This is a genomic window from Micromonospora sp. NPDC005205, assembly GCF_040608275.1.
Classification (GTDB): Bacteria; Actinomycetota; Actinomycetes; order Mycobacteriales; family Micromonosporaceae; genus Micromonospora.
Genome location: NZ_JBEXHV010000020.1, coordinates 50272 through 75082, shown reverse-complemented (window position 1 = coordinate 75082; position 24811 = coordinate 50272). Strand labels below are relative to the sequence as shown.

Genomic DNA, 24811 nt, shown 5'->3' with positions numbered 1-24811 from the left:
CCTCGTGTCCGTGCTCATGGGCGATCGATGACGACGATCGAAAGCTCGCTGTCGCGGGTGTAGTAGGGGCGGACGCGCAGCAGTGGAGCCGGGTCCTCCTCGACGAGATCGAGCCCCGGATCGTCTACCAGGTAGATCTCCGGGTAGTTGTAGACGAGTTTCTTGTCGACGATGTCGTCGACGAGCAGACCCAACCGGACCTCACGGTCCGTGCCGGCCTGCCGCAGCCACAGATCCCAGTCCTCGTATCGGCCCAGTCGATGTGCGGCCAACTCGTCCACCGCGACGTCGATACGCAGGTGACCGCCGCGGATCCGTACCACCGGCACGGACACCGCGCCCTCGTGGTGACCCCGTCGGTGGAGCACGGCCTGCTCGGGAGTGCCCGACCCGCACCAGACGGCCTCGATCGACACCCGCTCGCCGCTGAGCGCGATCCGCCGCACCTCGGCGTGCTCTGCCCGGACCCAGCTGCGCACCGCCAGAAAGCCGTCCGCCGTGCGATATGGCAGGTGCGAACGGACCGCGTACGCACCGGCCGGGTCATCCGGCGGTCGGTGACCGCCGGCGAGTACCCGCGTGTCGATCCGGGCCGGGCACAGTCGCAGGCGCGTCCCCGTCACTGGCTGCAGGTACGCGTTCCAACGGCCCTCCGGCAACGCGTCGGCGGGCAGCACCGCCACCTGGCGCACCCCGTCGTCCTGCGGTTCCAGTGGCACCCGTACCTTGTGCCCGTTGTCCCGGTCGCGCAGCAACAGGTGCGCGCCCGCAGCGAGGTCCGGTGCATCGATACTCAGGCTGAGGCCGTGGTCCGGCAGCACCTGACAGTCCACTTTCGGCCCAGCGGCCGGTGCGGCGGCCCGCCGCCGAATCGCCTTCTGCAAACGGGCGGAAGTGGCCCGGGCCTGTCGAATGCGGGAGAGGCGCACCAAGGCGCCCATGCTCGCCCGACGGACCAGGTCACTACCCGCGATCCCGCGAAGGACCGGGTCGCCCAACAGCCGGACCAGGTCGGGTTCCCGAACCACCTCGCCGCCGCGAGCCAGCATCGAACGACCAGTTCGCGGCCCCTTGCCCGACCGGGTGGCCCGCGCGGGCCGCCCGAGCGCCGGGCCTCGCTCGACCAGCACGGCGGCACACTGCCGGGCGAAGGATTCGGCGAGCGTGTCCGGGTCGAACCGCGCCGCGTTCACCAACGCCTGCTGGGCCAGTCGGGCCCGGAGATCGCCGTCGTGCATCAGGGTCCGCAACGCCGAGGCGTACGCGTCGATGTCGTCCATCGGGACCAGCAGACCGTCGACCCCGTGCTGGATGATCTCGCGGGGTCCGACCGGGCAGTCGGTGCTGACGACCGGCAGGCCGAGCCGCATCGCCTCCACGATGGTCATGCCGAACGATTCCCGCTCCGACGAGACCGCCGCGATCGAGCCCTTGACCCACTCGGTGGACATGTCCTCGCGCCGGCCCATCAGTTGGACCTGGTCGGACATTCCCAACTCGCGGACCTGTGCGACCAGCGCGGGGCGTTGCGGACCGTCTCCGTAGATCCGCAGTTTCCAGTCCGGATAGTCGCCAGCTACCTGCGCGAAGGCGGCGATGAGTCGGTCGTAGCGCTTGATCGGGTCGAGCCGCCCCGCACTGACGACGATCCGGTTGGTCCCGTCGGCTGGCGGCACGGTGGGCTGGGGAACGCTGTTCGGCAGTGCCACGACACGGGTGTGTGGCACCGGATTGCCCGTTCGGAAGGCGGCGGCGTCGGCCTCGGTCACCGTGAAGGCCAGGTCGATCCGGTCGTACGAGACCCGGATCTCCTCCTTCAGCACGTCGTCGATCAGATCCTGCGTCATGTGCTCCTGCGCCACACGGACCGCGTGTTCGGGGCCGTGCCGCGCCACGATCATGTTGAGGCCCGGCCGGGTACCCACGAGCACGTCGGCCCCGGACGAACGCAGGTAGTCGATCATCCGCTCGTCGGTCAGCCGGCTGTACTGGGTGTGGAACTCCTCGTTCTTCGGCACCAGCAGGGACGGCTCCCGGAGCCGGGGATCGGCCCGGTCGGGACGGCGCGGTCGGGTGTCGACGAGCGGCACGAGCGCGATCCGGTCGTCGATGGCGAACATCGGCTCGTCGGTGCGGCGGAACACGGAGACGATCTCCACGTCGTGCCCCCGGCCCAGCAGTGCGGTGGCCAGGTTCAGCACGGCCCGGTTGGTGCCACCCACGCCGTACATGTTGTGGATCAGGAAGGCGAACTTCACCCGGCGGTCCTCAGCTCGTAGGGGCTCGGGACCGGGAAGTACGCCTCCATGAACGGCTCGAGGATGGTCATCTGGTGTTGCAGTTGGGCGAACGTCGAGTAGGCGTCGTTGATGCAGAAGGTGTCCCAGTCCCGCCGTGCCTCCGCTCGCCGCAGCCGCGCCTCGAGGTCGGGTACCGCGAGTTGAACGTAGCCGTAGTTGACGCGTCCGGGCAGCGCGCGGCCGGTCAGGAACGCGTAGTAGTGGTGCAGCGAGTACGTGATGGTCAGGTCGTCGGCACTGCGGAACCGACTGCGCATGGTGGCCTCATGCTCGACCGGAAACTCCCGCTCGATCTCCGCGAGGATGCTGCGCCGCAACGGGTAGGGCACGTGCTGGGAGCCCTGGGTGAGGGTACGGCCGAACCGCTTCTCGATCAGCGCCCTGTTGTTTTTGATCATTGCGTCCACCGGGCTGTCCAGCTCGGTGATCTCGCCGAGCGGGATCCGGTTCTGCGACAGGAAGAACTTGGTGTTGCCGTTGGCAAGGAAGAACGTCTGCGGTGCCAGGGGGCGACCGAAGAACATGTCGTCGTTGAGGTACAGAAAGTGCTCGGAGAGCCCATCGATACGGTGCAGCTGACTCTCGATGGCACACGAGTTGAAGGTCGGCAGGGCGTCCGGGGCCGCGAAGATCTCGTCATGGTTGACCATGAAGATGTTGCCGGCGCTGAGGTCCAGCCAGGCCGGACGCTGGTGGTCGGTCACGATGTAGATGTTGCGGACCCACGGGGCGTTCAGGTGTAGCGATCGCAACGAGAACTTCAACTCGTCGCGGTTGATGTACCGCGACTCACTCGCCGCCTCGGCGTGCAGCGACTCGCCACGGACGCCCGCACGGCGTTGCTGCCACTGTGGGTCCGCGCCGTCCACCCAGGTATAGACCACGTCGATGGGAAAGTCGATGTCGTCCGGGAGCAGGCGGTCGAACTCCGCGCGGCTACGCCGGGGCGGGTGCCACTTCGCCGGAGAGGCGAGGCGGGTCAGCCGATGCTCGTCCACCTGCACCGGCGCGCTCTCCAGTGCCACCGCCCGCATCATCCGGTTCGGCCGGGGCGAGCGGAGCACGCCGGCCGCCCGATCGGGCTTCCAGAACTCGATCTCGCAGCCGTACGCCGGGCCCAGAATCAGCTTGAGGGTCGGGTCGGCGCGGAACCAGGTCAGCTTGATCGCCTGTGCGGCGTACAGCTCTGTCCACGCCGGCGCCTCCGACGCGTCCTTGAGGCCGCCGACGATCGGCGGCCGGGGCAGCACCTGGCTCACGTAGCAGGTCTCGGCCCCACCCAACTTTTCCAGCGCGCTCAGCGTGGCCAGCCGATCAAGCTCACTGACGCCAATCACCGGCGTCCGGTCGTCCATGCCGCGGATGAGGAAGTAGTCCACCCCATGCGCATCCAGCGCGCCGCTCACCGCGTCCACATTGAGCTGACGCCCCAGGATCGGCGTCAAGTCGGCGTGCACGTGCGCGGTGCGACGTCCACCGTCGACCAGGACCTCGCAGAGCGCGGGAAGGTCCCACCCGGCGCTTCCCGGCGCGGAGCTGGCCGCGTCGGCAGCCCGGGATGGCGCGCCCGCGTGCTGCGGTACCACCGGCGTGTTGTTCACGGCACTTCCTTCATCGGGTTCAAGGACGATCCGAATTGGTCCGGGCGCGAGGCGAGGAGCCCGCCCGCTGTCGACACGGCCAGCAGAACGGCGCAGCCGGACGCGTCGACCTGCACCGCGTGGCCACCAGCAATCGGGGTCGACTCACGGAGCCAGCGACAGGGCGTCGGACCGGCCGGGTCCAGCCACGCGACGCTCGAACCCGACGCGTCGTCCCGGACCGCCAGCAGGACCGCGCCCGCGTCGGGCACGAACTCGGCGGTCAGCGGGCCGGGACCGCCGTGACCACCGAGGTCTGCGGCCGTCGACAGGTCCCATTCCCGGCCGCCGCCGCGCGTCCGGTACGCCAGCACGGACGCCGAGTCCCGTCGCCGGAACAGGAGTAGCCGCTCGCCGTCGGGCAGCCACGTCACGGCAGGCGGGCCGGCCGGTGCCTCCGTCTCCAACTGGGCGTACTCGGCGACGAGTTCCGGCACGCCGACCAGCCAGCGTCCGATTCCAGTGCGCCCGGCGGCCAGCACCTCCACGTGGTGCTCGTTCAACGTCACCGCGGCCAGGCCATCCTGGATGTCCCGGCCACCGAGGTCCTGCCACTGCGTCCAGGACGTCCCGTCGTACAGCCGGGCGCTCAGTCCCTTGTCGGCGTTCCGGGCCAGCAACAGGACACCCCCGTCAGGCAGGGAGACAGCCTGCGGCATGCCGATGTTCCGTCGATCCGACGGGGCATGTCGCCCGGCGGGGTTGCCGAGCGACTCCCAGCGAACGCCGGCGTCGCCGGCGGCAGGCAATACTGTTGTCCAGATGTCGCGGACGTGCCGATCGGGTTCTGCCGTGAGCTCCTGCCGCACCACGAAGAGCCGCCAGCCGCCGTTCGGGGTGGCCAACGCGGCGACGTACGGCAGGAGTCCGCCGCCAGGAATCAGCCGGCTCGGGGCAAACGCGCCTGAGCTGGCCTGCTGCCAGTGGACCACCTGGCCGCCCCGCACGGCGAAGGCCGACACCTCACCGTCCGGCCCCGGTGCCGCCCAGGTCCGCGAGCCGGGATAGCGCAACGTGGTTCCGGAGGCGTTCCCGTTGCCGATCGCGTCGTCACCGACCTTGCGGTCACCGTGGCCGACGGTTCCGTCGGCAGGGCGGCCGTCGGCCCACCCGTAGATGTCCTTGTATCGCTGCTTGAGTGCCCGCGCCTCAGGGCTGAGGTTGGACGGCCACCGTCGGACGTAGTAGCCGCGGAACGCCTCGACGACCGTGGCGCTGCCACCGCCCTCGGCGAACCATCGTCGGGCCGACTCGTGGGCGAACAGCCCGGTGATGGTGTGGGCAAGGTGGTCGGAGTAGTCACCGGTGTCGGCGTGCTGTGGGTTCGCCTTGTCGTGCAGTTGCCGATCGGGATCCGGGTCCATCGTCCACAAGAGCGTCGGCTCGACGTCGCGCAGCAGGTGCAGCAGCGCCTCGATCAGGTTCTCCCGCGAGTAGGCGAACGTTCCGGAGACGGGCGAACCCAGCGGGACCATGGTGGGTGTGACGGTGGCTTCGCCGGTCCACAACTGTGGCAGCGAACCAGCTCCGACCGGCGAGTCGGGTGGCGGCGCACACCAGAGGTTCAGCGACACCAACCGGATCCACGGCGCGTCGACCAGCGTCGAGAGGTCCGCCTCGGCGGTCGAGCCCACGGTGATCGCCGCACGGTGCCATTCGGCGTCCCGGTCGTCGAGGACCATCTCCCCGTACGCCGAACGAAGCCCGTTGAACCGGGCGGCGGCGAAGCCCTCGAAGTCCACCGGCAGCGTGGCGTGTGCCACCGACCCACCGGGGGCGTTACGTCCATCCGCCTCACCAGAGGTCAGGCAGACCGTCAGGTGTGTCGCACTGTAGCGCAGCTGGCTGGCGAGCAGCGGGTTCAGGAAGTAGAGATCGTCGTCCTGGTGGGCCACGACCGCCATGGACCGAGGACGGCGGTCAGACGTCATGGCGCTCCCCAGTTGGATCGGCTTGTCGCCGGCCCGGCCGCTCTCTCGAGTCGAGGACGGCTTTGAAGTCGCTGACAGTGTTGAGCATGTTGTTGGGCATGGTGGGCGCGTCGACCGGGGCGCGTCGACGGGCATCCAGCACCGGGCGGTACGAACGCCGCCACAGCTCCCCGGCACCTACGCTCCGCCGCTCAGCCACCACGTCGTCCGGCAGCTCGAACGGGGCGGGGAAGGGCAGGTAGCGCGGCAGGAAGTCGGCCAGCATCCGCTCCTGCTCGGCGAACGACAGCGGGTCGGAGTCGGTGTCGTTGAGGCAGAACACGTCGCGGTTGCGACGAGCCAGCAGCTCGGCCAGCCGGGCGGGGGTCGAGGGGTGACCCAGGTCGGCGTACTCGTACTCGATGTCGCCGGGGACGGCCTGCGCGGTCAGGAACGCCCAGTACTGGTGCAGCGACGACGGGATGGACAGGTCGCCGTGGTGCCGGAACCGGTGCCGTGCGGTGGCCTCCACCTCGTCCGGAAGTGTGCCCTCGATCTGCTGCATGATGCTGCGGCGAAGGGCGAACGGGGTGTGCTTCATCTTCTGCGTGATGGTCACGCCGAACTGCCGTTGGATGTGCCGACGGTTGTTCTTTCCGGCGGCCTTCACCGGCGGGTCCTCCGGCTTCGCCTCCCCCAGGCCGAACTGGGCTGGCGAGGGGAAGAACTTCGCGATCCCGTTGGCGTGGAAGAAGTGGTTCGGCAGCAGCGGACGACCGATGAACACGTCGTCGTTGAGGTAGAGGAAGTGTTCGGCCAGTCCGTCGATGCGGTGCAGTCGGGACTCGATGGCGTGCGAGTTGTACGACGACCGGCCACCGAGGTCGGCGAAGAGGTCGGCGTGCGAGATGACCGTGATCATCGGATGGCTCGGGTCGAGCCAGCTCGGCAGTTGGCTGTCGGTGATCAGGAAGATCCGCCGCAGCCAGGGCGCGAAGCTGTGCAGCGACCGCATCGAGTACCGCAGCTCGTCGCGGTTGTGGTAACGCGAGGAGTTGGCCGCGACCGCGTGCAACGGGCCGCCGGGGGTGCCGAGCGCCATCGACTTGCGCTTGAGCCACTGCGGGTCGGAGCCGTCCACCCAGGTGTAGACGGCGTCGATCGGAAAGCCGATCCGGTCCGGCGCCCGGACGGCCAGATCCCGGCGGGTGCCGTAGGTGTGGTCGTCGGCTTCGGGCACGAAGTGGCTCAGCAGCGCCGCCGCCACCCGGACCGGCTGTGCCTGGGCGGGGGCCTCGTCGACGACCCCGTTGCGCCGGGGAGCGCGGACCATGTCACCGTGCCGGCTCCAGAACTCGATCTCGCACGCGAACTGGGCGCCGAGGACGACTCCGGCGCGGGCATCGGTGACCGGGAAGCAGACCTGGATCACCTCGGTCGGGGCGCCGTCCGGTTGATCGCGACGGGGCTGGACCTGCACCACCCGGACGTCCGCGCCCGACAGTTCCGGCGCGGAGCGGATCAGGCGTCGTACCGCCGTCCGCTGGTCGTCGAGGACCGCGACGGTGCTGCGCAGGTGGTCGTCGTTACGAATGCAGTGGTATTCGATGCCGGCGGCGTGCAGCGCCGTGGTGACGGCGGTGAGGTTGCGGTGCCACTGCTGCAACGGGGTCGCCGTGGCGACGACCTCGGCCCGGGTCCGAACGCCGCCGTCGGTCACTGCCACCCGGGCGCCGAGGTGATGCACTGTGTCGCTGCCGCGCGGGCGGGAGAGCGTCTGCACCAGGCCGATCCGCCGGTGTGCGGGCAGCAGACCCAGCAGCCGTCGCCGTGCCGACGACGGTAGGAGTCGATAGATCTTCAGAGCGATCATGCGCTGGGCCGCCGTCCGCTCGGGACGGCCGCCTCGTCAGCGGGCACCCGTCAGCCCTGCGGACGGGTAGCGGGGTGAAATCCCACTCGCGATGATTCGACACAGACTCGCGCAGCCATCACTGCATGCCCTTCCACAGATCCCCCGTTGACACTGCGCAGGTGCCCGAGGCACTCGTTTACCTGCAGGCCATCAAACAACCACATGATCGATACCTGACCCACCGCCGAAAATGGCATAAGGGCGGTATGCGAGGGTTCGCCAAGATAATCCTGGCCGTTCGGGTGATCAACCACACCGGGAAGGTCGGACGAACGTACCCCCGCGAAGCTCCTCAACCGCGGGCGGAACCGATACGGCCGCTCGCGAGCCCGCACCGTGACCTGGCAGAGTAGCGGGGTGACCGAGACCGGACCCGCCGCGACCAGGGTGCTGCACCCACCGGTCGGCTACCGGCTGATCGCCTCGGTCCGGGCCCTCACCTTCAGCCCGTACGACCCGTGCGCCCGGGTGGCGGCCGGCACCTTCTGGTGGGCCACCCGCACCCCGGACGGTCCGGCCACGCTCGCGCTGCGGCCGGCCGGTGGCGAGTTGCTCGCGGAGGGGTACGGGCCCGGCGCCGAGCACGTCCTCGCCCGCGCCGACGCGATCGCCGGGCTGCGCGACGACCTGACCGGCTTCACCGAACTGGCCGCGGCGCACCCGCTGGTCGCCCGACTGGCCCGGGAGCACCGGGGGCTGCGGATGCCCGCCACCGGGGAGGTCTTCCCCCGACTGCTGCGCGCGGTCTTCGAGCAGAAGGTCACCGGCAAGGAGGCCTACCGGGCGTACTCGGCGATGGTGCGGCACTTCCGGGAGCCGGCTCCCGGCCCGTTGCAGCCGCTGCTCCTGCCGCCCGAGGCAGCCACCGTCGCCGCGGCCCCGTACTGGGTGTTCCACCCGTTCGGGGTGGAGCAGCGCCGAGCCGACACGCTCCGTCGCGCCGCCGCGCTCGCCGACCGCCTGGAGCGCAGCACCGACGCAGCCGACGCCACCCGCCGACTGACCGCGATCCCCGGCATCGGGCCGTGGACGGCAGCGGAGGTGGTCCGGATCGCGTACGGCGACCCGGACGCGGTCAGCGTCGGCGACTACCACATCCCGAACACGGTCGCCTGGGCGCTCGCCGGCGAACCGAGGGGCGACGACGCCCGGATGATGGCCCTGCTGGAGCCGTTCCGAGGTCACCGGGGCCGGGTGTGTCTGCTGCTGGAGGCGGCCGGCATCCGGGCACCGAAGTACGGCCCGCGCGCCCCGATCCGCTCGTTCGCCCGGTTCTGAGTCGCTGCGGCGCGAGGGTGTTCAGCGACCCTCGCACAGCCGACGCAGGGTACGGCCGAGCCACCAGGCGTACGTGTGCTGCACGGCCCTCACCGCCGGGCCGCCGGCGCGGGTGAACCAGCGGTCCGCAAGGCTGAACGCGCGGACCTCGAACCAGACCGCGCCGGCGTCGTCGCGGACGACCTCGAACGCCTCCTCACCCCGCTCCGGATGCCCGGGCAGAGTGCCGTAACCGAAACCGGCGAGCGTTGGTGAGTCCACGCTCCAGACCACCTGGCACGGCCCCCAGAGGCGGGCCGGGCCGACGCCGAGGCCGGAGGCCACCAGCACACCGGTGGTGGCCCGCGGCGCGTCGGTGCGGATCCGGACGCCGGCGGCGCGGTGCAGCCGCCAGCTCAACACCGCGTCGGCGGCGGTCTCGAAGCAGCCGCCGGGCAACGGATACCGGTGGCGCAGGTGGTGGTACCCGCCGGGCAACGGCCCGTGCCGGGTCGACCCCACCTCCGGGTACGTCAACTCGGCCACCGTTGCCCCCTCGACCTCGACCGGACACCGGTCAGGGTACGGCCGGTGCGGTCGGGCCGCCCGTCGATGGCAACGGCGGCATCCCGTTGGCGGTGCTGGAGAAGCCAGCCGTCAGCCCCGCTCGCAGCGACGCCTGAGCCCGTCGGCCTCCATCCGCACGTAGCGACGGAACAGCCCGCCGTACAGCCGGCCGATCAGGCCGGCCAGCGGGCCGGACTGGCTGAAGGCCAGCTCGACGCGGGTACGCCCGTCGGGCAGCGGCAGCAGCCGGTGTTCTGCCGTGGTTCGGACACCCGGCGCGTCGGAGACCCAGACGAACTCCCGCCGCTCGGTCAGCTCGGTGACCCGCCAGAGGGCCGGCCGCAGCTTCGGCTGGGTCAGTCGTGCGGTAGCGCCGACGGTCAGCGGCCCCGGCTCGCCCCGCTCGGCCCGGGTCACCGAGTCCGTCCACTCGGGCCAGCGGGGCACGTCGACAAGCACCGCCCAGACCTGCTCGGCGTCCGCGGCGATCTCGGTATCGGCCTCGAACCGCATGGTGTCCCCTCCCCGGCGGCGCCGCTCGGCACCGCCACGGGTGCAGACGAGGCCGCCGGGAGCATTGTGACAGCGCGGTTCACCGCCGTCCGTCCCTCCTCAGTGGAGGAGGGACCCGGGCCGGCAACCGGCAGTTCCTGGCCGCGCGCCGCCGCCGCGCGGATCAGGCGGCCTCGCGCAGGTCGGCCAGGGTGAGCGGGGTACGCCGCCGCAACAGCTCCTCCAGCTCCGGCACCGAACCCACCTCGCCGAGCACGTTGCGGCCGCCGCCGAACCGCTCCGGATAGCGGCGGGTCAGCCGGAAGCGGTAGCGGCCCCGGATCAGCTCGACGCTCACCCGCCACCGCCCGCAGCAGTCACAGACCCACTCGGACACCTCGCGAAAGTAGCTCTGACCTGGGGCTATTCGATTCGCCCGGTCGGGACGAGCGGCGCGCGGGGGGACACGCCGCCCCGCTGTGCACCGTGATCTGCCTCACGACTGTCGGCACCGTCTGATTGACTGGTCGGCGTGGACCTGCCGATCAACCCACCGGTCGAGCCGATGCTGGCCAAGAGTGTTCCCAAGCTGCCCACCACGCCCGGGGTGACCTACGAGCCCAAGTGGGACGGGTTCCGGTGCATCGTGTTCCGCGACGGCGACGAGGTCGAGCTGTCCAGCCGGGGCGGCAAGTCGATGACCCGCTACTTCCCCGAGGTGGTCGAGCAGGCCCGCCGGCAGCTGCCGCCGCGGTGCGCTGTCGACGGGGAGTTGATCGTGATTCGGCGCGATGGGCCGAGCGGCCAGCCCCGGCTGGATTTCGAGCTGCTGGCCCAGCGCGTCCACCCGGCCGCGTCCCGGGTGAAGATGCTGGCCGAGACCACCCCGGCCGACTTCGTCGCGTTCGACCTGCTGGCGATCGGTGACGAGGCACTGCTCGACCAGCCCTACCCGCGCCGTCGGGAGCGGCTGGTCGAGGCGCTGGCCGGGGTGCGCCCGCCGGTGCACGTCACCCAGGTCACCACCGACCCGGACACCGCGCGGCGCTGGTTCGACGTCTTCGAGGGCGCCGGGCTGGACGGTTTGATCGTCAAGCCGGCCGACCTGCCGTACGAGCCGGGCAAGCGACTGATGTTCAAGGTCAAACACGCCCGCACCGCGGACGCGGTGGTGGCCGGCTTCCGCTGGCACAAGTCCGGCCCGGTGGTGGGCTCGCTGCTGCTCGGCCTGTACGACGACGCCGGGGTCCTGCACCACGTGGGCGTGAGCGCGTCGTTCAGCATGGCCCGCCGCGCCGAGTTACTCGACGAGCTGGCGCCCTATCGGGACATCGCCGGTGAACACCCGTGGGTGCACGGCGACCACGAGCGTGGCCAACGCATCCCCGGTGGGGTCAGCCGGTGGACCGGCACGAAGAACCTGGAGTGGGAGCCGGTGCGCCCCGAGCTGGTGGTCGAGGTGGGCTACGACGCCATGGAGGGCGAACGGTTCCGGCACACCGCGCAGTTCGTTCGGTGGCGCCCGGACCGCGACCCCCGATCCTGTCGCTACGACCAGCTCGACCGGCCGATCCGCTTCGACGTGGACCAGGTGCTGCGCGGCGACCCGACGGCCACCGTGGACCGAGCCGCCACCGGCTCGGCGTAGCCTGGCCCGTTGACCCGACTCCGGAGGACCACGTGATCCGCACCGCCGACCAGCCTCGGATGGCGTCCAGCCGCCGGGGCCGTCGCACTCTGGCCGCCTTCGTCGTCGCCGCGCTGCTCACCGCCGGTTGCACGCTGCCGGCGTTCGCGCCGCGCACCGAGGTGGAGGGCTCGGCCGCCCCGACCGGCAGCTCGCCGAACTGGCGGCCCTGCCCAGAGGTGCCCGACGAGTTGGTCGGGCGGAGCGCACCGAACATGCGCTACGAGTGCACCCGGATTCAGGTGCCCCGTGACTGGGGCACCGGCAACGGGGCGAGCGCGGGCCCGGGCGCCGGGCAGACCTTCGAGATCGCCCTGCTGCGCGCCCGGTCCACCAAGCAGCGCGACCGGTTGGGCTCCTTGGTGATCAACCCGGGCGGCCCGGGCGGTTCCGGTGTCGACACCGCCGTCTACCTCTCCTTCGGCTCCCAGTTCGGCGGGCTGCCCGCCTCGATCACCGAGCGCTTCGACATCGTCGGCTTCGACCCGCGCGGGGTCTCCCGCTCCAGCCCGGTGAAGTGCATCTCCGACGCCGACCTGGACGCCAGCTTCGGCTTCGACCCGGACCCGGCGAGCCAGTCGGCATTCGACGGCTTCGTCGGTCTGAGCCAGCGGATCGGGCGCGGCTGCGGAGACCGCTACGGCGACCAGTTGCCGCTGTACGGCACCGAACAGGCCGCCCGCGACATGGACGCGGTACGCGCCGCCGTGGGCGACGACAAGCTCACCTACCTGGGCTACTCGTACGGCACCCTGCTCGGTGCCACATACGCCCAGCTCTACCCGCAGCGGGTGCGGGCGCTGGTGCTCGACGGCGCTGTCGACCCGCAGCAGCGGCTGGTCGAGGGCTCGGAGAGCCAGGCCCGCGGCTTCGAACGGGCCTTCACCAACTTCACCCGCTGGTGCGCGGCGAACGCGGGCCGCTGCCCGATCGCCCCGGACGCCCGCGCCGCCGTCACGTCGGCCATCGACAAGGCCAAGGTCTCCCCGGTACGCGGCGACGACGGGCGGGAGGCCACCGCCGGCTGGGTGTTCTACGCCGTCATCTCCTCGCTCTACACCGAATCCGGCTGGCAGGAGCTGGCCCAGGCGATCGACAAGCTCGCCGAGGGCGACCCGAAGGACGTGTTCCGACTCGCCGACGCGTACGCCGGCCGGGAGGACAACGGGCACTACTCGAACCTGTTCGACGCCAACCTGGCCATCAACTGCGCCGACGAGACGGAGAAGCCGAGCCGGCAGCAGATCCGGCAGTTGCAGTCCGAGTGGCGCGGAAAATACCCGCTGTTCGGGCCGGCGTTGGCGGTCGGCATGCTGAGCTGCGTCGAATGGCCGGGCGGGCGTGACCCCTACCCGACCGGAAAGGCGAACGGCGCACCGCCGATCGTGGTGGTCGGCACCACCGGCGACCCGGCGACGCCGTACGAGCAGACCCCACGGCTCGCGTCGATGCTGGGTGTGGGTCGGGTACTGACCTGGGAGGGCGAGGGGCACACCGCCTACCCGCAGACGTCCTGCATCACCAACGCGGTCGACGCCTACCTGATCGACCTGACCGTGCCACCGGAGGGGCAGCGCTGCCCGGCCCGCTGACAGGCTGGGTCGGCGGCAGTGGGGGCAGATTGATCCCCTGCCGGGTGGCCAACTCCTCCAGCAGCGCCCGCATCCGGCGCACGTCGGCTTTGAGCTGCTCCTGCTCCTCATGCTCGAAGGCGTTGTCGTCGACGATGAGCCGGCTCGCGAAGTGCGCGGTGATCAGCGGGATGACCAGCAGCACCATGGTCGAGATGAGCAGCGCGGCCAGTGTGCGGCCCGCCCAGGTGGTCGGCGAGATGTCGCCGTATCCGACGGTGGAGGCGGTCACCACCGCCCACCAGACGGCATCGGCCGGGCTGCGCTGCTCGACCTCCCCGTAGATGACCCCGGCCACCACGATCATCAACAGGTACGAGGTGATCAGCGTGCGGGGCGAGTTCGCGAACCACACCAACGCCCGGTATATCCAGCGGAACGGCAGTAGCACTAGCTCCATGCCGCCCCATGCTGCCCGTCGTCCGCAACCGGCACAGACCCATTCGCCGGTTTCGCTGTGCCAGGATCGCCAACATGAGCGACGTGATCTACCGGGAGGCGGTCCGGGCCGACCTGCCCGCCGTCATCGCCCTGCTCGCCGACGACGTCCTGGGCAAGGCGCGCGACTTCACCGAGGTCGACGAGGCGTACGAGAGGGCGTTCGCGGCCATCGACGCGGACCCGCGCAACCAGCTGATCGTGGCCGAGCAGGCCGGCGAACTGGTCGGCTGCCTCCAGATCACCTACATCCCCGGCCTGGGCCGGCACGGCAGCGAGCGCTCGCTGATCGAGTCGGTCCGGGTCCGCTCCGACCGGCGTGGCCAGGGGCTGGGCCGGCAGCTGATGACCTGGGCGGTCGACCAGGCTCGCGAGCGTGGCTGCGCGCTGGTGCAACTCACCACCGACAAGACCCGCGAGGACGCGCACCGCTTCTACCTGGGCCTCGGCTTCGTGGCCAGCCACGAGGGCATGAAGCTCGCGCTCTGACCCGGCGTCGCGTTCACCCGGCGGGGCAGTGGAAATCGCCCCGACCGGGTTACGTTCGCCGCCATGAGCAGGCCGACGATGCCCGGCGCCGCACCGTCGCGCCCGTCATGGCGCCGGACTGGCTCGGCGCTGTTGGCGGTCGGCGTCCTCCTGGTCGTCGTCGCGTTCTGGCTGCCCGCCTGGCGTAGCGTCCACCTGGACCGGACGGACACCACTCCGGGTTGGAAGGTGCTCGCCTGGGCGCTACCGTTCGCGGTGACCGCCGCCGTGTTCGCGGTGCTGTCGCTCGCCAACACCGGCCCGGCCCGCTGGGTCTGGCGGCAGGCCAGCCTGGGAATGCTCATCTCCAACGTGCTCGCCTGCGGCAGCCTCACCGGGGCGTACTGGTATTTCGAGGCCGCGGACCCCTACGTCAAACACGAGTTGATCTCGACCGGGCCGGGCGCTGGTCTTCTCCTCGCCCTGCTGGGCTATCTGCTGATCCCGCTCGCCGGGTCCCTTCCTGACCGCCAGAAGCGCACCGACCAACCCAGAGACGACCGGCTCGAGCACGACCGGCCCGACCAGACGCAGTAGGGGAACTCCCTCGCCCTACAGCCGTACGAAGGCTGTGGAGCTGATGTCGTGGACGAGTCACCGTCCGGCGATTCGTTGACGACATCAGCTCCACAGCAAAGGCGGACCACCACCCGCCGCCCAGCCACCCGCCGCCCAACCGCCGCACGCGGGAGGCGTGGGACAGCGTCGGACAGCAGTTCGATGGCCGTCAGCCGTCGACCAGGCGGCCGTCGCGGAGGACGAGCACCCGGTCGGCGAGGTCGATCAGGGCCGGGTCGTGCGTGGCCACCAGGGCCGTCATGCCGCGGGCGTGCACCACCGCGCGCAGCAGGTCCATGATGGACCGGCCGGTCTCCGAGTCGAGCTGACCGGTGGGCTCGTCGGCGATGAGCAGGTCCGGCTCGTTGGCCAACGCGCGGGCCACCGCGACCCGCTGCTGCTGCCCGCCGGAGAGTTCGTACGGGCGCTGCGCGGCGTGCCCACCCAGGCCGACCAGCTCCAGCAGCACCGCGACGCGCTCCTCCCGCTCCGCGGCCGGCACCTGGGCCAGCCGCAACGGCACTCCCACGTTCTCGGCGGCGGAGAGGATCGGCACCAGCCCGAAGGTCTGGAACACGAACCCGACGGTGCCCCGGCGCAGCCGCAGCAGCTCCGCCTCCCCGGCGGAGGTCACCTCGTGCCCGGCCACCACCACCTGGCCGCTGTCCGGTCGGTCCAGCCCGCCGATCAGGTTCAGGAGCGTGGTCTTGCCGGCCCCGGACCGACCCCGGATGGCGACCAGCTCGCCCCGGTTGGCGCTGAACGACACGTCCCGCACGGCGTGCACGGCGTGCTCGCCCCGGCCGAAGGTCCGGCTCACCCCACTGACCCGGACCACCTCGTCGGGGTGCGCCCCGGGCGCACCGCCGAACCCGGCCGCGCCGGTCACCACCATGTTCTGCCGGCTCATGCCCGGGCCCCCCGCTCGTCCGAGGCCCGGTCGCCGGGCCGTACCTGCACATGGTCCGGCTCCAGGTCGAGCCGGACCCGCTCCTTCAGCGAGAGCGCGTCGACGAACGCCGCCGGCAACTGCATCCGACCGTTGCGGTCCAGCACCGCGTACTCCTCGCTGACCAGCTCGGTGTTGCCGTCCGCGTCGATCCGCGCGGTCCGGCGTACCTCGGAGGCGGTCCGGCCGTCGCGGATCGCGACGGTCCGACGGACCTGCGTGGCCACGGCGTGGTCGTGGGTGACGACCACGATGGTCACGCCCAGTTCCGCGTTGATGGTGCGCAGCGCCGCGAAGACCTCCGCGCCGGTCGCCTCGTCCAGCTCACCGGTCGGCTCGTCGGCGAAGAGCACCTCCGGGTCGTTGGCCACCGCCACCGCCACCGCGACCCGCTGCTGCTCGCCACCGCTGAGCTGCCCGGGGCGCCGGTCGGCGCAGTAGCCCACACCGACCAGGTCGAGCAGTTCCCGGGCCCGCTCCCGGCGGGCCTTGCTGCTGCGTTTGCCGGCCAACTGCATCGGCAGCTCGACGTTCTCCAGCGCGTTGAGGTACGGCAGCAGGTTGCGGCCGGTCTGCTGCCAGACGAACCCGACCAGCTGCCGGCGATAACTCAGCCGTCGCTTCGCCGAGAGCGAGAGCAGGTCGTAGTCGGCCACCCGGGCGATGCCGGCGGTCGGGGTGTCCAGGCCGGAGAGGATGTTGAGCAGCGTCGACTTGCCCGAACCGGAGGCACCGACGATCGCCACCAGCTCGCCCCGGTCGATGACCAGGTCGAGCCCCTGCAGGGCGACCACCTCCACCCCCTCGGTCTTGAAGATGCGCACCAGGCCGTCGCAGACGATGTGCCCGCGAAGGCGGTCCTGCCCGCCGGCCCGCTCGGCGGCGCGAAGCGCAGCCCGCTGTTGCAGGGCGGCCAGGTCAGGCACCAGTGGAGTCTGGGCGGTAGCGGTCATCTCAGCTCTCCTCTCCGAGCCGAAGCACCTCTCCGAGGCGCAACCGGCGGTTGTTCAGGGCCTCGACGGCGACCGCGAAGCCGAGGGCGACCGCCCCGAGCGCGAGCACCGCGGCGACCAGGCTGGGCTCGAAAGCCACCCGGACCGGCACACCACTGGTGAACGCGGACAGGCCGAGCACCGGGTTGAGCAGCAGGGGCAGCACCGCACCGACCAGCGCGCCGGTCAGCACCGACACCGCTACCAGCGGGGTCAACTCGACAAGCAGCAGCCCACGCCACTGCCGGCGGGACAGGCCGAGGGTACGCAGTCGGGACAGCACCTGACCCCGGGCGCGCGCTCCGGCCAGCACTGTGAACGCGATGGCCAACAGCCCGAGCACGGTGCCGCCGACGGCCCCGGCCACGAAGCCGAAGGCCAGCACCCCGTTCGCGCCGCCCTCGCCAAGGTCCCGGCGTACGTCGGCCCGGGTGTCGACGGTGACCCCGATCAGCCGTTCCCGACCGGTGACCGTGCCGTCCCGCTGGTAACGCTCCTGTCCCTGGTCGCCGGCGACGCGTAGCGCCTCGGCGTCCAGCGAGTTCCCGGCGATCAGCAGGCTGGTCGGCACGGGTGTGGTGTTCCGCGTCGGCAGGGCCTGCCAGGGCAGGATCACGAACCGGGCGGTGTTCGCCGCCAGCATCGGGAAACCGTCGGCGGTGCCGGCCACCCGGAACCCGTACCGCTGGCCCTGCACCGAGATGAAGGCCGAGTCGGCCAGCCCGGCCTTGGCCAGGTCGGCGGCGACCGCCGGTGAGACGATCGCCGGCAGCGGTCCCGGGCCGGGCGCGGCGGTGCGCAGCGCGGCCGGAACCGACACGTCCACCTGCGATTCGCGGGCCACAGTGTCCAACCCCGAGCCGTCGACCAGCAGCACGTCCGTCTGCTCGATGAAGGCGTCGGTGCCGGCCTCGTCGGACGCGAACCGCTCGTCGTCCTCGTACAGCACCCGGGTGACGGCCCGGACCCCCGGCAGGCGGCCCAGCTCGTCGACGGTGTCGGGTGCGAAGCGCTCCCCGCGGATCACCGCGTCGGCGGGCACGATCTGCTCGGCGGCCCGTTCCCGGCTGGCGTCGACGCCCGCGGCCACGACCGCGCAGAACGCCGCGGTGCCGATCGCCAGCACCACCACGACGAGCGGGGCGGCGACCGCCGAGCGTCCGGCGCGGGCCGTGCCGAGGAAGGCCACGCTGCCCCGGGTCCGCGCGGCAAGCCGGCTGACCAGCAACAACGGCCAGGGGTACGCACGCAGCGCCAGCACCGCCGCCGCGACCGCCAGGAGCACCGGCACCGACACCAGGAGCGGGTCCACCTCTCCGAGGGTCAGGCCACGCCGACGCAGCAGCACCGCCGCGAGCCCGGCCAGGAGCAGCAGGGAGACCTCGGCGGTGAGTCGACGGGCCGACGGGCGCACCCGGATCAGGTCCCGACGAGCCGCTGCGCCGGCCGGTACGGCCAGCGTCGCCACCGGCAGCGCGAGTGTCACCAGCACGGTCGCCGCGACAAGGTACGGCGTGGTCGGGTCGGGGGCACCGGGGAACAGCGTGCCCAGCCACCAGCCCAGCACCGCGGCGATCGGGACCACCAGCACCGATTCGGCGAGGCTACGCCGGGCACCGGCGGTGGCCCCGCCGCCACGGGCACGCAGCAACGCGAACTCCGAGCGACGCCGTCTGGTGGCGAGACTGGCCGCGAGCACGATGAGCCCCGCCAGGGTGGCCAGGACGCCGGCCGCGATCACCGCCAGCAGTGTCCGGACGGCGTTGATCTGGGCGGCGAACGCGCGCAACGGAACGTCGACGCCCTGGGTCAGGCTGAGCCCCGGCGGCTTGTTGCGCTGCATCACCTGCAGGCCGTCGATCATCTGGTCCAGCTCGCGTGCGTCGATCCGGTCAACGCCCAGTCGGTACCGCCAGGTGGACTGGATCGCCCAGCCCTCCGCGGCCCGCTTGTTGAAGGGCGACTGCGCGACGACGCCGACGATGACGAACGGCTGGCCATCACCCTGCGGTTCGATGATCCGCAGTAGCTGTGGGAGCCCGTCCCAGATGCCGTTCGCGCGGTCGACGGGGCGGAACAGCCCGACCACCATCAACGGGACACCGTCGACGAGCCTGCCCTTCTCGTCGGTTTCGCCGATGCGCAGTTGGCTGCCGGCGCGCAGGTTGAGTTTGCCGGCCACGTCGACGTCGAGCGCCACCTCGATCGGCCGGTCGGGAACGTACGTCTCGCTCGGCCAGGTCCCCTCGACGAGGGTGCTCGCTCCCTGAATGTCGGGCATGGCCCGCAGGCCCATGTCGACCAGCAGGTTGCGGGCCGCCAGGTCCGGCCCGACCACGCGGGCCTGCGCGGTCTCGACGCTGTACCACCGCTCGGTCACCGCCGAACGCACCGGCGGCGGCATCTCCGCGGCCAGGGCGTCGAACCGCTCGGCGGCGTCGCCCATCGCCGTCCGCCGCGACGTCGCGGGCTCCAGGCTGGTGGTGTACGAGATGTCCCGGCGCGCGGCCGGCTCGCTGTTGAGCTGTGCTCGCAGCCCCTGTTCGGCGAGCCGGTTGACCAGCCGGGGCACTCCACTGATCAGCAGCGTGACCACCAGGGTCAGCACCGCCAGCAGGAGAAACTGCCCCCCGTACGCCCGGACCCGCCGGACGGCCGCCCCGACGCTCATCGTTCTCCCCCGATTCGCAGCTGAACCGCCGCCACCCGCTGACGGATGCCTGCGGCGATGAACGCGCTGAAGGCGAGCGCCGCCAGCAGCAGACCGACAGCGGTCAGGCCGATCGGCACCCAGGGCAGCACGAACGCCGCCGGGGGTGTCGGCCGGCCGGCGGCCGGGGTGAGGATGACCAGTGGGGCCATCGTCGCGCTGACCGCGGTGCCGAGTAACAACCCCACGCCCACGCCGATGCCGGCGAGGAACGTCTGTTCGGCGAGCAGCGCCCGGGCCATCAGCCGGGGCGTGGCGCCGAGGGTGTGCAGGACCGCGAACTCGCCGAGCCGACGCCGGGCGGTGGCCCAGACGTCCACCACCAGGCCGACGAGGGCGAGGAGCACCGCGCCGAGCGCGGCGGCGAGCATGCCGGTACGCGAGCCGCGCCAGTACGGGTCGTCGGCGGCCGCCTCGATGGCCGCCTCCCGGTTGAGCACCGTGACGCCGGGTAGCGCTCTGGCCGCCTGGGCGGCGGCGTTCGCGTCGCTGGCGCCGACCCACCACTCCGGTACGGGTCGCACCGCGCCGCTACTCCGGATCATCGCGTCGACCGCGACCGGCAGGTCCAGCAGGACGCCCTCGCCGGTGGTGGCCGGTACGGAGTCCAGCTCGCCGACCAGGTGCACCGGCAGCGTCGCCCCGGAGAGGGTCAGGTCGACGGTGTCGCCGATGCGCAGGCTCAGCGCGTTGCGGACCGCAGGGGTCATCAACACCGGTATGGGCTTGTTGTCTCCGCCCGGCACGACAGTGAACCGGGTGGGTGGCTGGTACCTGAACTGCCCGCCGGGGATCACGTCGACCGAGCGGGCTGCGGCGAACCCGGCGCCGGTGGTCCGTACCGGCATGGGCTGCAGCCCGAGGGCGGTCACGACCCAGTCGCCGCCCAGTTCGGCTGGTTGCTTCGTGCCGTCGGCCTTGACCACCGTCAGCCCGTCCACCTGGAGCTCGTAGGAGTTGCCGGCGGCCAACCCACCGTCGGCCTCGAAGCCGGCCAGCCGCAGCCGCGCCCCGCCCATGTCGGGCAGTCGCGCGGTGAACGGGGTGACCCGGCCGTCGCCGTCGGCGTTGGCCACCGGCAGCCGCAAAGCGAGCCCGTCGGGGGTGGTGAACAGCAGCGTCACCGCGACCTTCACCGACCGGGCGGCGCTGCTCACCGGGGTACGGACCGTGCCGGTGATCGCCCGCGCTCCGGCGGGCAGTTCGACGCCGGCGCGCTCTCCCCGCGCGTCGACCATCTTCCGGTACTGCTCCGCCGCCGATCCGTCGCCGAGGCGGTCGGCGAGCCGGACGACGCCCGGGGCGCTGGCCGGGTCGACACCGATCACTGTCGCCGGCAGGTTCTCCCGTCCGACCCGGATCTCGTCCCGCCACGCCGGCAGCACCCGGTCCACGCTCGGCAGCGCGGCGAGTTCACCGACCCGGGTCGGTGGGGCACCCCCGGTCCGTTCGGTCACCCGGAGGTCGGCGCCGACCGTGTGGCCGGCCTGCTCGACCTGGGACCGCTCGCCGGTGCTGATCAGCGACCAGGCCAGAGTGCTGCCGCCGACGGCGAGGGCGAGCAGCAGCACCGGGCCGGCGTGCGGACGCCGACCGGCCTGCCACATGCCGAACATGGTGGCGGTCCAGGGACGTCGGTCGACGAACCGCTCCGCGAACCGGGTGAGCGGCGGGAGCACCCGCAACGCCAGCACGGCACCGGCCAGCACGCCGAGCGTCGGGGCGGCGACCAGCAGCGGGTCGAGCCCGAGCTGTCCACCCGAGCCGGCCAGCGGGGAGGCGTACCGGCGTAGCTGCACCCAGGCGAGCACGGCGAGCGCCACGAGCACCAGGTCGACGCTGGCGCGTTGGACGCTCGCGGCCCGGTTCGGCCGGGATCGGGCCGCCATGTCGGCGACGTACGTCCCGGCGCCGCGCAGCGTCGGAAGGACCATGGCGACGAGGCAGCCGGCCGCGGTGGCCGCTGCCGCCGCCCAGACCAGTGTGGTGTTGCCGCCGGCGGTGTAGAGGTCACCCGACCCGCCGGGTCGGATGTACCGCAACGCCTCACCGGCGATCAGCGGACCGAGCACGGCGGCCGGGGCGACCACCAGGGTCGCCTCGCGGGCGGCCAGGCCGGCCAACTGCTTACGGGCGGCGCCGCGGGCGCGCAGCAGCGCGGTCTGTGGGCGGCGGTCCTCGTGCAGCAGCGCGGCGACCAGCACCAGCGCGTACCCGGCGAGCACCAGGATGAGCAGCAGCGGGGTGGCCAGCGACGAGCGACCCACCAGGTCGGCGCGGCCGATCCGGTCCAGCAGCTGCGGCATCTTGGTCACCGTCTGCCCGGAGCTGCCCAGTTGGGCGGCCTCGGGCACTGCGGTGACCGCCTCGGTGAGGGCTTTCCGAACGGCGGGCAGGTCGGCGGTGTCGACGGCACCGAGGTCCGGTTGGGCCAGCCAGGACGCCGACACCGAGCCCGGGAAGATGGCCGCGAAGTCGGCCGGGTCGAGCGTGAACGGCCCGTACGAGGTGCCGGAACCGGCGCTGCCCGCCCCCACACCGGGGGCCAGCAGCCAGTACGCGTCCGCCGGGTCGCGGGGCCGCCAGGTGCCGGCGAGCACCAACTCCCCGCGTCGTTCGGTGGCCCGGTCGCGCACCGGGACGCGTTCGCCGACGGTCAGGCCGAGAGCGCCGGCGACCCGCTCGGGCAGGCTCACCTGCACGGGGTTCGCCCCGGGGCTGGGCCAGGCTCCGCTGGTCAGCTCCGCGTGGCCGGCGAGGTCGGCGAACGTGGCCAGGTTCGCGAAGACCGGTTCGTCGGCCGTACGCGGGATCTGCCCGAGGTCGCCGGTCAGTTCCCGGCCGGTGCCGTAACGGGCGGCGGTGACACTGACCGGGACGCCGCCGAGCCCGGTGGCGAACTCGGCTCGGACCGCCTTGTCCCGGGTGGCGAACTCGGCCGCGTCCCGCCCACCCGAGCCGCTGACCAGAAGGCCGCGCTCCTCGGCGGGTGAGGCGGCGACCAGTGCCCGCTGCCCGGCGTCCACCGCCCGACGGTTGTAGTCGGACAGCCCAGTGACCAACGCGACGGCGACGAGGGCAGCGATCACCGCCGCGACCAGCAACCCTCGCGCCTCGCGGGCCCGCCTCCACACCAGCTTCATCCGACGCCTCCCCTGGCCCTGGTGGGCCGACGACCATCAAGACAGGCCACCTACCGGGAAAGGTTCGCGCCCGTTACATGATCGTTATTACGGAGAGAGTTGTCGGGTGGGACGGCTAGTTGCGGCCTCGACGGTTGCGGATGCCGAAGACCACCGCGCAGAGCACCAGCACGACGCCGATGAGCTGCAGTCCCGGGGAGTCGTCGGCCCCGCCGAGCACTACGACGGTGATGCCGAGCGCTACCGAGAGGACGACGCCGACGATCAGGACGTACCTCATGGGGTTTCTTCCTCGACCCACTCCAGCAGGTCTCCGGGTTGGCAGTCGAGCACTCGACACATCGCTTCGAGGGTGCTGAAGCGGACCGCCTTGGCGCGGCCGTTCTTCAGCACCGCCACGTTGGCAGGGGTGAGCCCGACGCGCTCGGCGAACTCTCCGACGCTCATCTTTCGCTTGGCCAACTCCACGTCGATGCGGACGACGATGGGCATCAGATCACCGCTTCCATGTCGGTCCGCAGGGTGGTGGCCTGCCGCAGCAGCGCCCGCATGACCACCATGAGGAGCCCCAGCACGGTGACGCCCACCGTCAGCAGGAACAGCAGCAGTGGCACCCCGGGGTCGTCCGCGTTGAACCCGACCCAGAGGAAGACCGCCACCAGCACCACCCAGGCGGCGGCGATGGCCCAGACGATCGCGTCCACCCACTTGAGGGACGCCTCGGTGAAGATGCGGTCGTTCTTGACCAGGCTGAGCAGCTGCCAGGTCGCGACGATGACCACCTGGACGCAGAGCACCCAGAAGACCGTCACGGCGGTCGCCGGCCACCTGAGGTGGGCGTCCTGCGGCGACTGCTCGGCCATGTACCTGAACTGCCCGGGCAGCGAGAGGGTCTGGAACACCACCAGGACCCCGAACAGCACCACGAGGAAGACTCGGAGAGCGGCAACCGCTCGATGCTCAGTAACCATGCATCGAGTTTCGCTTGCTACCTATCGAAAGTCAATCGGTTCCCTCGAGGCCCGCGCCGACTGACGGCAGCGTCGGCCCGGCGGACGGCCTGGCCTTCTGGGGGTAGAAGGTCTCGTGCCGGGCCAGCATGGCGACGAACTCGCCGATCTTGCGTTCGCGGGTCTCGATGCGCTTGACGGCGTTGAGCCGATGAATGAGAGCGAACCGGTTGGCCTTGGTGAGCACGTCGAGCATGGCCTGGGCGGCGGGCTCGGCGGCGATGGCAGCGAGCAGGTCGGCCGGCACCTCGGCCTCGGACGGCGGGGCGTAGGCGGCGGCCCACCGCCCGTCCGCCTTCGCGGCGTCCACCGCCGCGCGGCCCGACGGTTGCATCCGCCCCTGCTCCTCCAGCCGGGCCACGTTCGCCACGTTGCGTTGGGACCAGGAACTGCGCGCCCGGCGCGGAGTGAACCGGATCCAGGAGGACTCCTCATCCCGCTTGCGGGCCTGCCCGTCGATCCAGCCGAAGCACAGGCCCTCGTCGACCGTCTGCTGCCAGGTCAGCGTCGTGACCGTGCCACCCTTCCTGGTCAACGCGAGCCAGACGCCGGGCGACGTGGCGTGGTGGGCCGACAACCACACGCGCAGGGCGTCGGCGTCCGCGACGATCAGCTCATCCAGCTCGGCGCTCGTCATGCCGGCAGGCTAACCCCCGGGTCCGACAGCCGGCGGTGCTGTCCAGCTCAGGCACGCAGGTTTCGCCCCGGGTCGTTGATCTTCCGCCGGAAGGCGAGGTACGCGCTCAGGTTCACGAGGAGCATCGCCAGCCCGATCATCGAGGCCAAGAGCCCCGCGTCGGGCTCGGCAGCGCCACGAAGGTCAGGGCGGCGAGCACGATGGCGAAGATGTTGAACCCCGGTCAACCGCGACAACAGCAGGCCCGCACGGGACCCGAAGTCACTGACGACCGCCGTGGTGTGCGAGCCGACCCGCAGCACGCCGTCCCTCGCCCCGTCGGGCGTGCAGTCCACGCCGTCCGGGGTCAACGCCTCGGCGATGGCCCGCCGCCGTGCCGGCCACCACTGATCTCCCGGTGGGCCGGGGCATGGACGAGGCGCGGAAATCAACCGTCGCGCGCAAGCC

At 71.7% G+C, this 24811-nt stretch carries 22 protein-coding genes; 5 read left to right on the top strand and 17 right to left on the bottom strand.

From position 1 onward, the window contains the following. Window positions 1–14 precede the first annotated feature (14 nt). The 4 genes from ABZU43_RS27825 to ABZU43_RS27810 are packed head-to-tail and all read right to left on the bottom strand — an operon-like array spanning window position 15 to window position 7723. Entirely contained in the window at window positions 15–2258 is a 2244-nt protein-coding gene (locus ABZU43_RS27825) for a glycosyltransferase family 4 protein (RefSeq protein WP_355009392.1), read from the bottom strand. Beyond that, window positions 2255–3901: a stealth conserved region 3 domain-containing protein gene (locus ABZU43_RS27820; protein WP_355009391.1), complete on the bottom strand. Its 1647-nt coding sequence runs from the start codon at window positions 3899–3901 to the stop codon at window positions 2255–2257. Before ABZU43_RS27820 ends, ABZU43_RS27825 begins: the two co-directional genes overlap by 4 nt. Continuing rightward, the gene (locus tag ABZU43_RS27815; RefSeq protein ID WP_355009390.1) at window positions 3898–5844 is read right to left on the bottom strand and encodes a PIG-L family deacetylase; all 1947 of its coding nucleotides are present in this window, start codon (window positions 5842–5844) and stop codon (window positions 3898–3900) included. The genes ABZU43_RS27820 and ABZU43_RS27815 overlap by 4 nt, the downstream gene beginning before the upstream one ends. Window positions 5845–5860: 16 nt before the next feature. Further along, entirely contained in the window at window positions 5861–7723 is a 1863-nt protein-coding gene (locus ABZU43_RS27810) for a stealth family protein (protein WP_355009389.1), read from the bottom strand. A gap of 399 nt (window positions 7724–8122) precedes the next feature. On the opposite strand from ABZU43_RS27810, the gene ABZU43_RS27805 reads away from it, so the two are divergent. Continuing rightward, window positions 8123–9043, top strand: a complete 921-nt coding sequence (locus tag ABZU43_RS27805) for a DNA-3-methyladenine glycosylase 2 family protein (RefSeq protein WP_355009388.1) — start codon at window positions 8123–8125, stop codon at window positions 9041–9043. 21 nt (window positions 9044–9064) lie between these two features. Here the strand turns inward: ABZU43_RS27805 and ABZU43_RS27800 are convergent, their stop codons facing one another. From ABZU43_RS27800 to ABZU43_RS27790, 3 genes are all read right to left on the bottom strand, one after another. Then, window positions 9065–9568: a DUF1990 domain-containing protein gene (locus ABZU43_RS27800; protein WP_355009387.1), complete on the bottom strand. Its 504-nt coding sequence runs from the start codon at window positions 9566–9568 to the stop codon at window positions 9065–9067. A gap of 111 nt (window positions 9569–9679) precedes the next feature. Then, window positions 9680–10102: an SRPBCC family protein gene (locus tag ABZU43_RS27795; RefSeq protein ID WP_355009386.1), complete on the bottom strand. Its 423-nt coding sequence runs from the start codon at window positions 10100–10102 to the stop codon at window positions 9680–9682. 163 nt (window positions 10103–10265) lie between these two features. After that, the gene (locus tag ABZU43_RS27790; RefSeq protein ID WP_124858806.1) at window positions 10266–10478 is read right to left on the bottom strand and encodes a hypothetical protein; all 213 of its coding nucleotides are present in this window, start codon (window positions 10476–10478) and stop codon (window positions 10266–10268) included. 135 nt (window positions 10479–10613) lie between these two features. Between ABZU43_RS27790 and ABZU43_RS27785 the strand changes: the two genes are divergently transcribed. Continuing rightward, window positions 10614–11729: an ATP-dependent DNA ligase gene (locus tag ABZU43_RS27785; protein ID WP_355009385.1), complete on the top strand. Its 1116-nt coding sequence runs from the start codon at window positions 10614–10616 to the stop codon at window positions 11727–11729. A gap of 59 nt (window positions 11730–11788) precedes the next feature. Continuing rightward, window positions 11789–13360 (top strand): alpha/beta hydrolase, encoded by a 1572-nt coding sequence (locus tag ABZU43_RS27780; RefSeq protein WP_355009425.1) that lies wholly within the window; start codon window positions 11789–11791, stop codon window positions 13358–13360. On the opposite strand, the gene ABZU43_RS27775 is transcribed toward ABZU43_RS27780, so the two are convergent. Then, the gene (locus tag ABZU43_RS27775; RefSeq protein WP_124858807.1) at window positions 13287–13799 is read right to left on the bottom strand and encodes a potassium channel family protein; all 513 of its coding nucleotides are present in this window, start codon (window positions 13797–13799) and stop codon (window positions 13287–13289) included. The genes ABZU43_RS27780 and ABZU43_RS27775 overlap by 74 nt on opposite strands. Before the next feature lie 74 nt (window positions 13800–13873). Here ABZU43_RS27775 and ABZU43_RS27770 point away from each other — a divergent pair, with 74 nt between their 5' ends. Both ABZU43_RS27770 and ABZU43_RS27765 read left to right on the top strand, forming a co-directional pair. Next, entirely contained in the window at window positions 13874–14326 is a 453-nt protein-coding gene (locus ABZU43_RS27770) for a GNAT family N-acetyltransferase (RefSeq protein WP_355009384.1), read from the top strand. 63 nt (window positions 14327–14389) lie between these two features. Further along, window positions 14390–14902 carry a hypothetical protein gene (locus ABZU43_RS27765; RefSeq protein ID WP_355009383.1) on the top strand — a complete coding sequence of 171 codons (513 nt, stop codon included), beginning with the start codon at window positions 14390–14392 and terminating at the stop codon, window positions 14900–14902. 190 nt (window positions 14903–15092) lie between these two features. Here ABZU43_RS27765 and ABZU43_RS27760 read toward each other — a convergent pair whose 3' ends face one another. The 9 genes from ABZU43_RS27760 to ABZU43_RS27720 all read right to left on the bottom strand — a co-directional run bounded on the left by ABZU43_RS27760 (window position 15093) and on the right by ABZU43_RS27720 (window position 24666). Next, window positions 15093–15818, bottom strand: a complete 726-nt coding sequence (locus tag ABZU43_RS27760) for an ABC transporter ATP-binding protein (RefSeq protein ID WP_355009424.1) — start codon at window positions 15816–15818, stop codon at window positions 15093–15095. A gap of 11 nt (window positions 15819–15829) precedes the next feature. Then, entirely contained in the window at window positions 15830–16825 is a 996-nt protein-coding gene (locus tag ABZU43_RS27755; protein WP_355009382.1) for an ABC transporter ATP-binding protein, read from the bottom strand. A 1-nt stretch (window position 16826) separates the two neighbouring features. Beyond that, window positions 16827–19535 (bottom strand): FtsX-like permease family protein, encoded by a 2709-nt coding sequence (locus ABZU43_RS27750; RefSeq protein WP_355009381.1) that lies wholly within the window; start codon window positions 19533–19535, stop codon window positions 16827–16829. Beyond that, window positions 19532–22717: an ABC transporter permease gene (locus ABZU43_RS27745; RefSeq protein ID WP_355009380.1), complete on the bottom strand. Its 3186-nt coding sequence runs from the start codon at window positions 22715–22717 to the stop codon at window positions 19532–19534. Before ABZU43_RS27745 ends, ABZU43_RS27750 begins: the two co-directional genes overlap by 4 nt. Window positions 22718–22832: 115 nt before the next feature. Continuing rightward, entirely contained in the window at window positions 22833–22997 is a 165-nt protein-coding gene (locus tag ABZU43_RS27740; RefSeq protein ID WP_355009379.1) for a hypothetical protein, read from the bottom strand. After that, window positions 22994–23209 carry a helix-turn-helix transcriptional regulator gene (locus tag ABZU43_RS27735; protein WP_030336216.1) on the bottom strand — a complete coding sequence of 72 codons (216 nt, stop codon included), beginning with the start codon at window positions 23207–23209 and terminating at the stop codon, window positions 22994–22996. The genes ABZU43_RS27740 and ABZU43_RS27735 overlap by 4 nt, the downstream gene beginning before the upstream one ends. Continuing rightward, window positions 23209–23688 (bottom strand): DUF2975 domain-containing protein, encoded by a 480-nt coding sequence (locus tag ABZU43_RS27730; RefSeq protein WP_355009378.1) that lies wholly within the window; start codon window positions 23686–23688, stop codon window positions 23209–23211. Before ABZU43_RS27730 ends, ABZU43_RS27735 begins: the two co-directional genes overlap by 1 nt. A gap of 31 nt (window positions 23689–23719) precedes the next feature. Continuing rightward, window positions 23720–24364 (bottom strand): YdeI/OmpD-associated family protein, encoded by a 645-nt coding sequence (locus ABZU43_RS27725; protein ID WP_355009377.1) that lies wholly within the window; start codon window positions 24362–24364, stop codon window positions 23720–23722. A gap of 47 nt (window positions 24365–24411) precedes the next feature. Beyond that, entirely contained in the window at window positions 24412–24666 is a 255-nt protein-coding gene (locus tag ABZU43_RS27720) for a hypothetical protein (RefSeq protein ID WP_355009376.1), read from the bottom strand. Window positions 24667–24811: the final 145 nt, after the last annotated feature.

What these genes read in the sequence shown, in the direction of transcription:
- ABZU43_RS27750 (WP_355009381.1), bottom strand. Translation starts at nt 19,535, where the DNA reads ATGAGCGTCGGGGCGGCCGTCCGGCGGGTCCGGGCGTACGGGGGGCAG.
- ABZU43_RS27725 (WP_355009377.1), bottom strand. Translation starts at nt 24,364, where the DNA reads ATGACGAGCGCCGAGCTGGATGAGCTGATCGTCGCGGACGCCGACGCC.
- ABZU43_RS27740 (WP_355009379.1), bottom strand. Translation starts at nt 22,997, where the DNA reads ATGAGGTACGTCCTGATCGTCGGCGTCGTCCTCTCGGTAGCGCTCGGC.
- ABZU43_RS27760 (WP_355009424.1), bottom strand. Translation starts at nt 15,818, where the DNA reads ATGGTGGTGACCGGCGCGGCCGGGTTCGGCGGTGCGCCCGGGGCGCAC.
- ABZU43_RS27730 (WP_355009378.1), bottom strand. Translation starts at nt 23,688, where the DNA reads ATGGTTACTGAGCATCGAGCGGTTGCCGCTCTCCGAGTCTTCCTCGTG.
- ABZU43_RS27780 (WP_355009425.1), top strand. Translation starts at nt 11,789, where the DNA reads ATGGCGTCCAGCCGCCGGGGCCGTCGCACTCTGGCCGCCTTCGTCGTC.
- ABZU43_RS27745 (WP_355009380.1), bottom strand. Translation starts at nt 22,717, where the DNA reads ATGAAGCTGGTGTGGAGGCGGGCCCGCGAGGCGCGAGGGTTGCTGGTC.
- ABZU43_RS27765 (WP_355009383.1), top strand. Translation starts at nt 14,390, where the DNA reads ATGAGCAGGCCGACGATGCCCGGCGCCGCACCGTCGCGCCCGTCATGG.
- ABZU43_RS27735 (WP_030336216.1), bottom strand. Translation starts at nt 23,209, where the DNA reads ATGCCCATCGTCGTCCGCATCGACGTGGAGTTGGCCAAGCGAAAGATG.
- ABZU43_RS27795 (WP_355009386.1), bottom strand. Translation starts at nt 10,102, where the DNA reads ATGCGGTTCGAGGCCGATACCGAGATCGCCGCGGACGCCGAGCAGGTC.
- ABZU43_RS27755 (WP_355009382.1), bottom strand. Translation starts at nt 16,825, where the DNA reads ATGACCGCTACCGCCCAGACTCCACTGGTGCCTGACCTGGCCGCCCTG.
- ABZU43_RS27815 (WP_355009390.1), bottom strand. Translation starts at nt 5,844, where the DNA reads ATGGCGGTCGTGGCCCACCAGGACGACGATCTCTACTTCCTGAACCCG.
- ABZU43_RS27770 (WP_355009384.1), top strand. Translation starts at nt 13,874, where the DNA reads ATGAGCGACGTGATCTACCGGGAGGCGGTCCGGGCCGACCTGCCCGCC.
- ABZU43_RS27775 (WP_124858807.1), bottom strand. Translation starts at nt 13,799, where the DNA reads ATGGAGCTAGTGCTACTGCCGTTCCGCTGGATATACCGGGCGTTGGTG.
- ABZU43_RS27810 (WP_355009389.1), bottom strand. Translation starts at nt 7,723, where the DNA reads ATGATCGCTCTGAAGATCTATCGACTCCTACCGTCGTCGGCACGGCGA.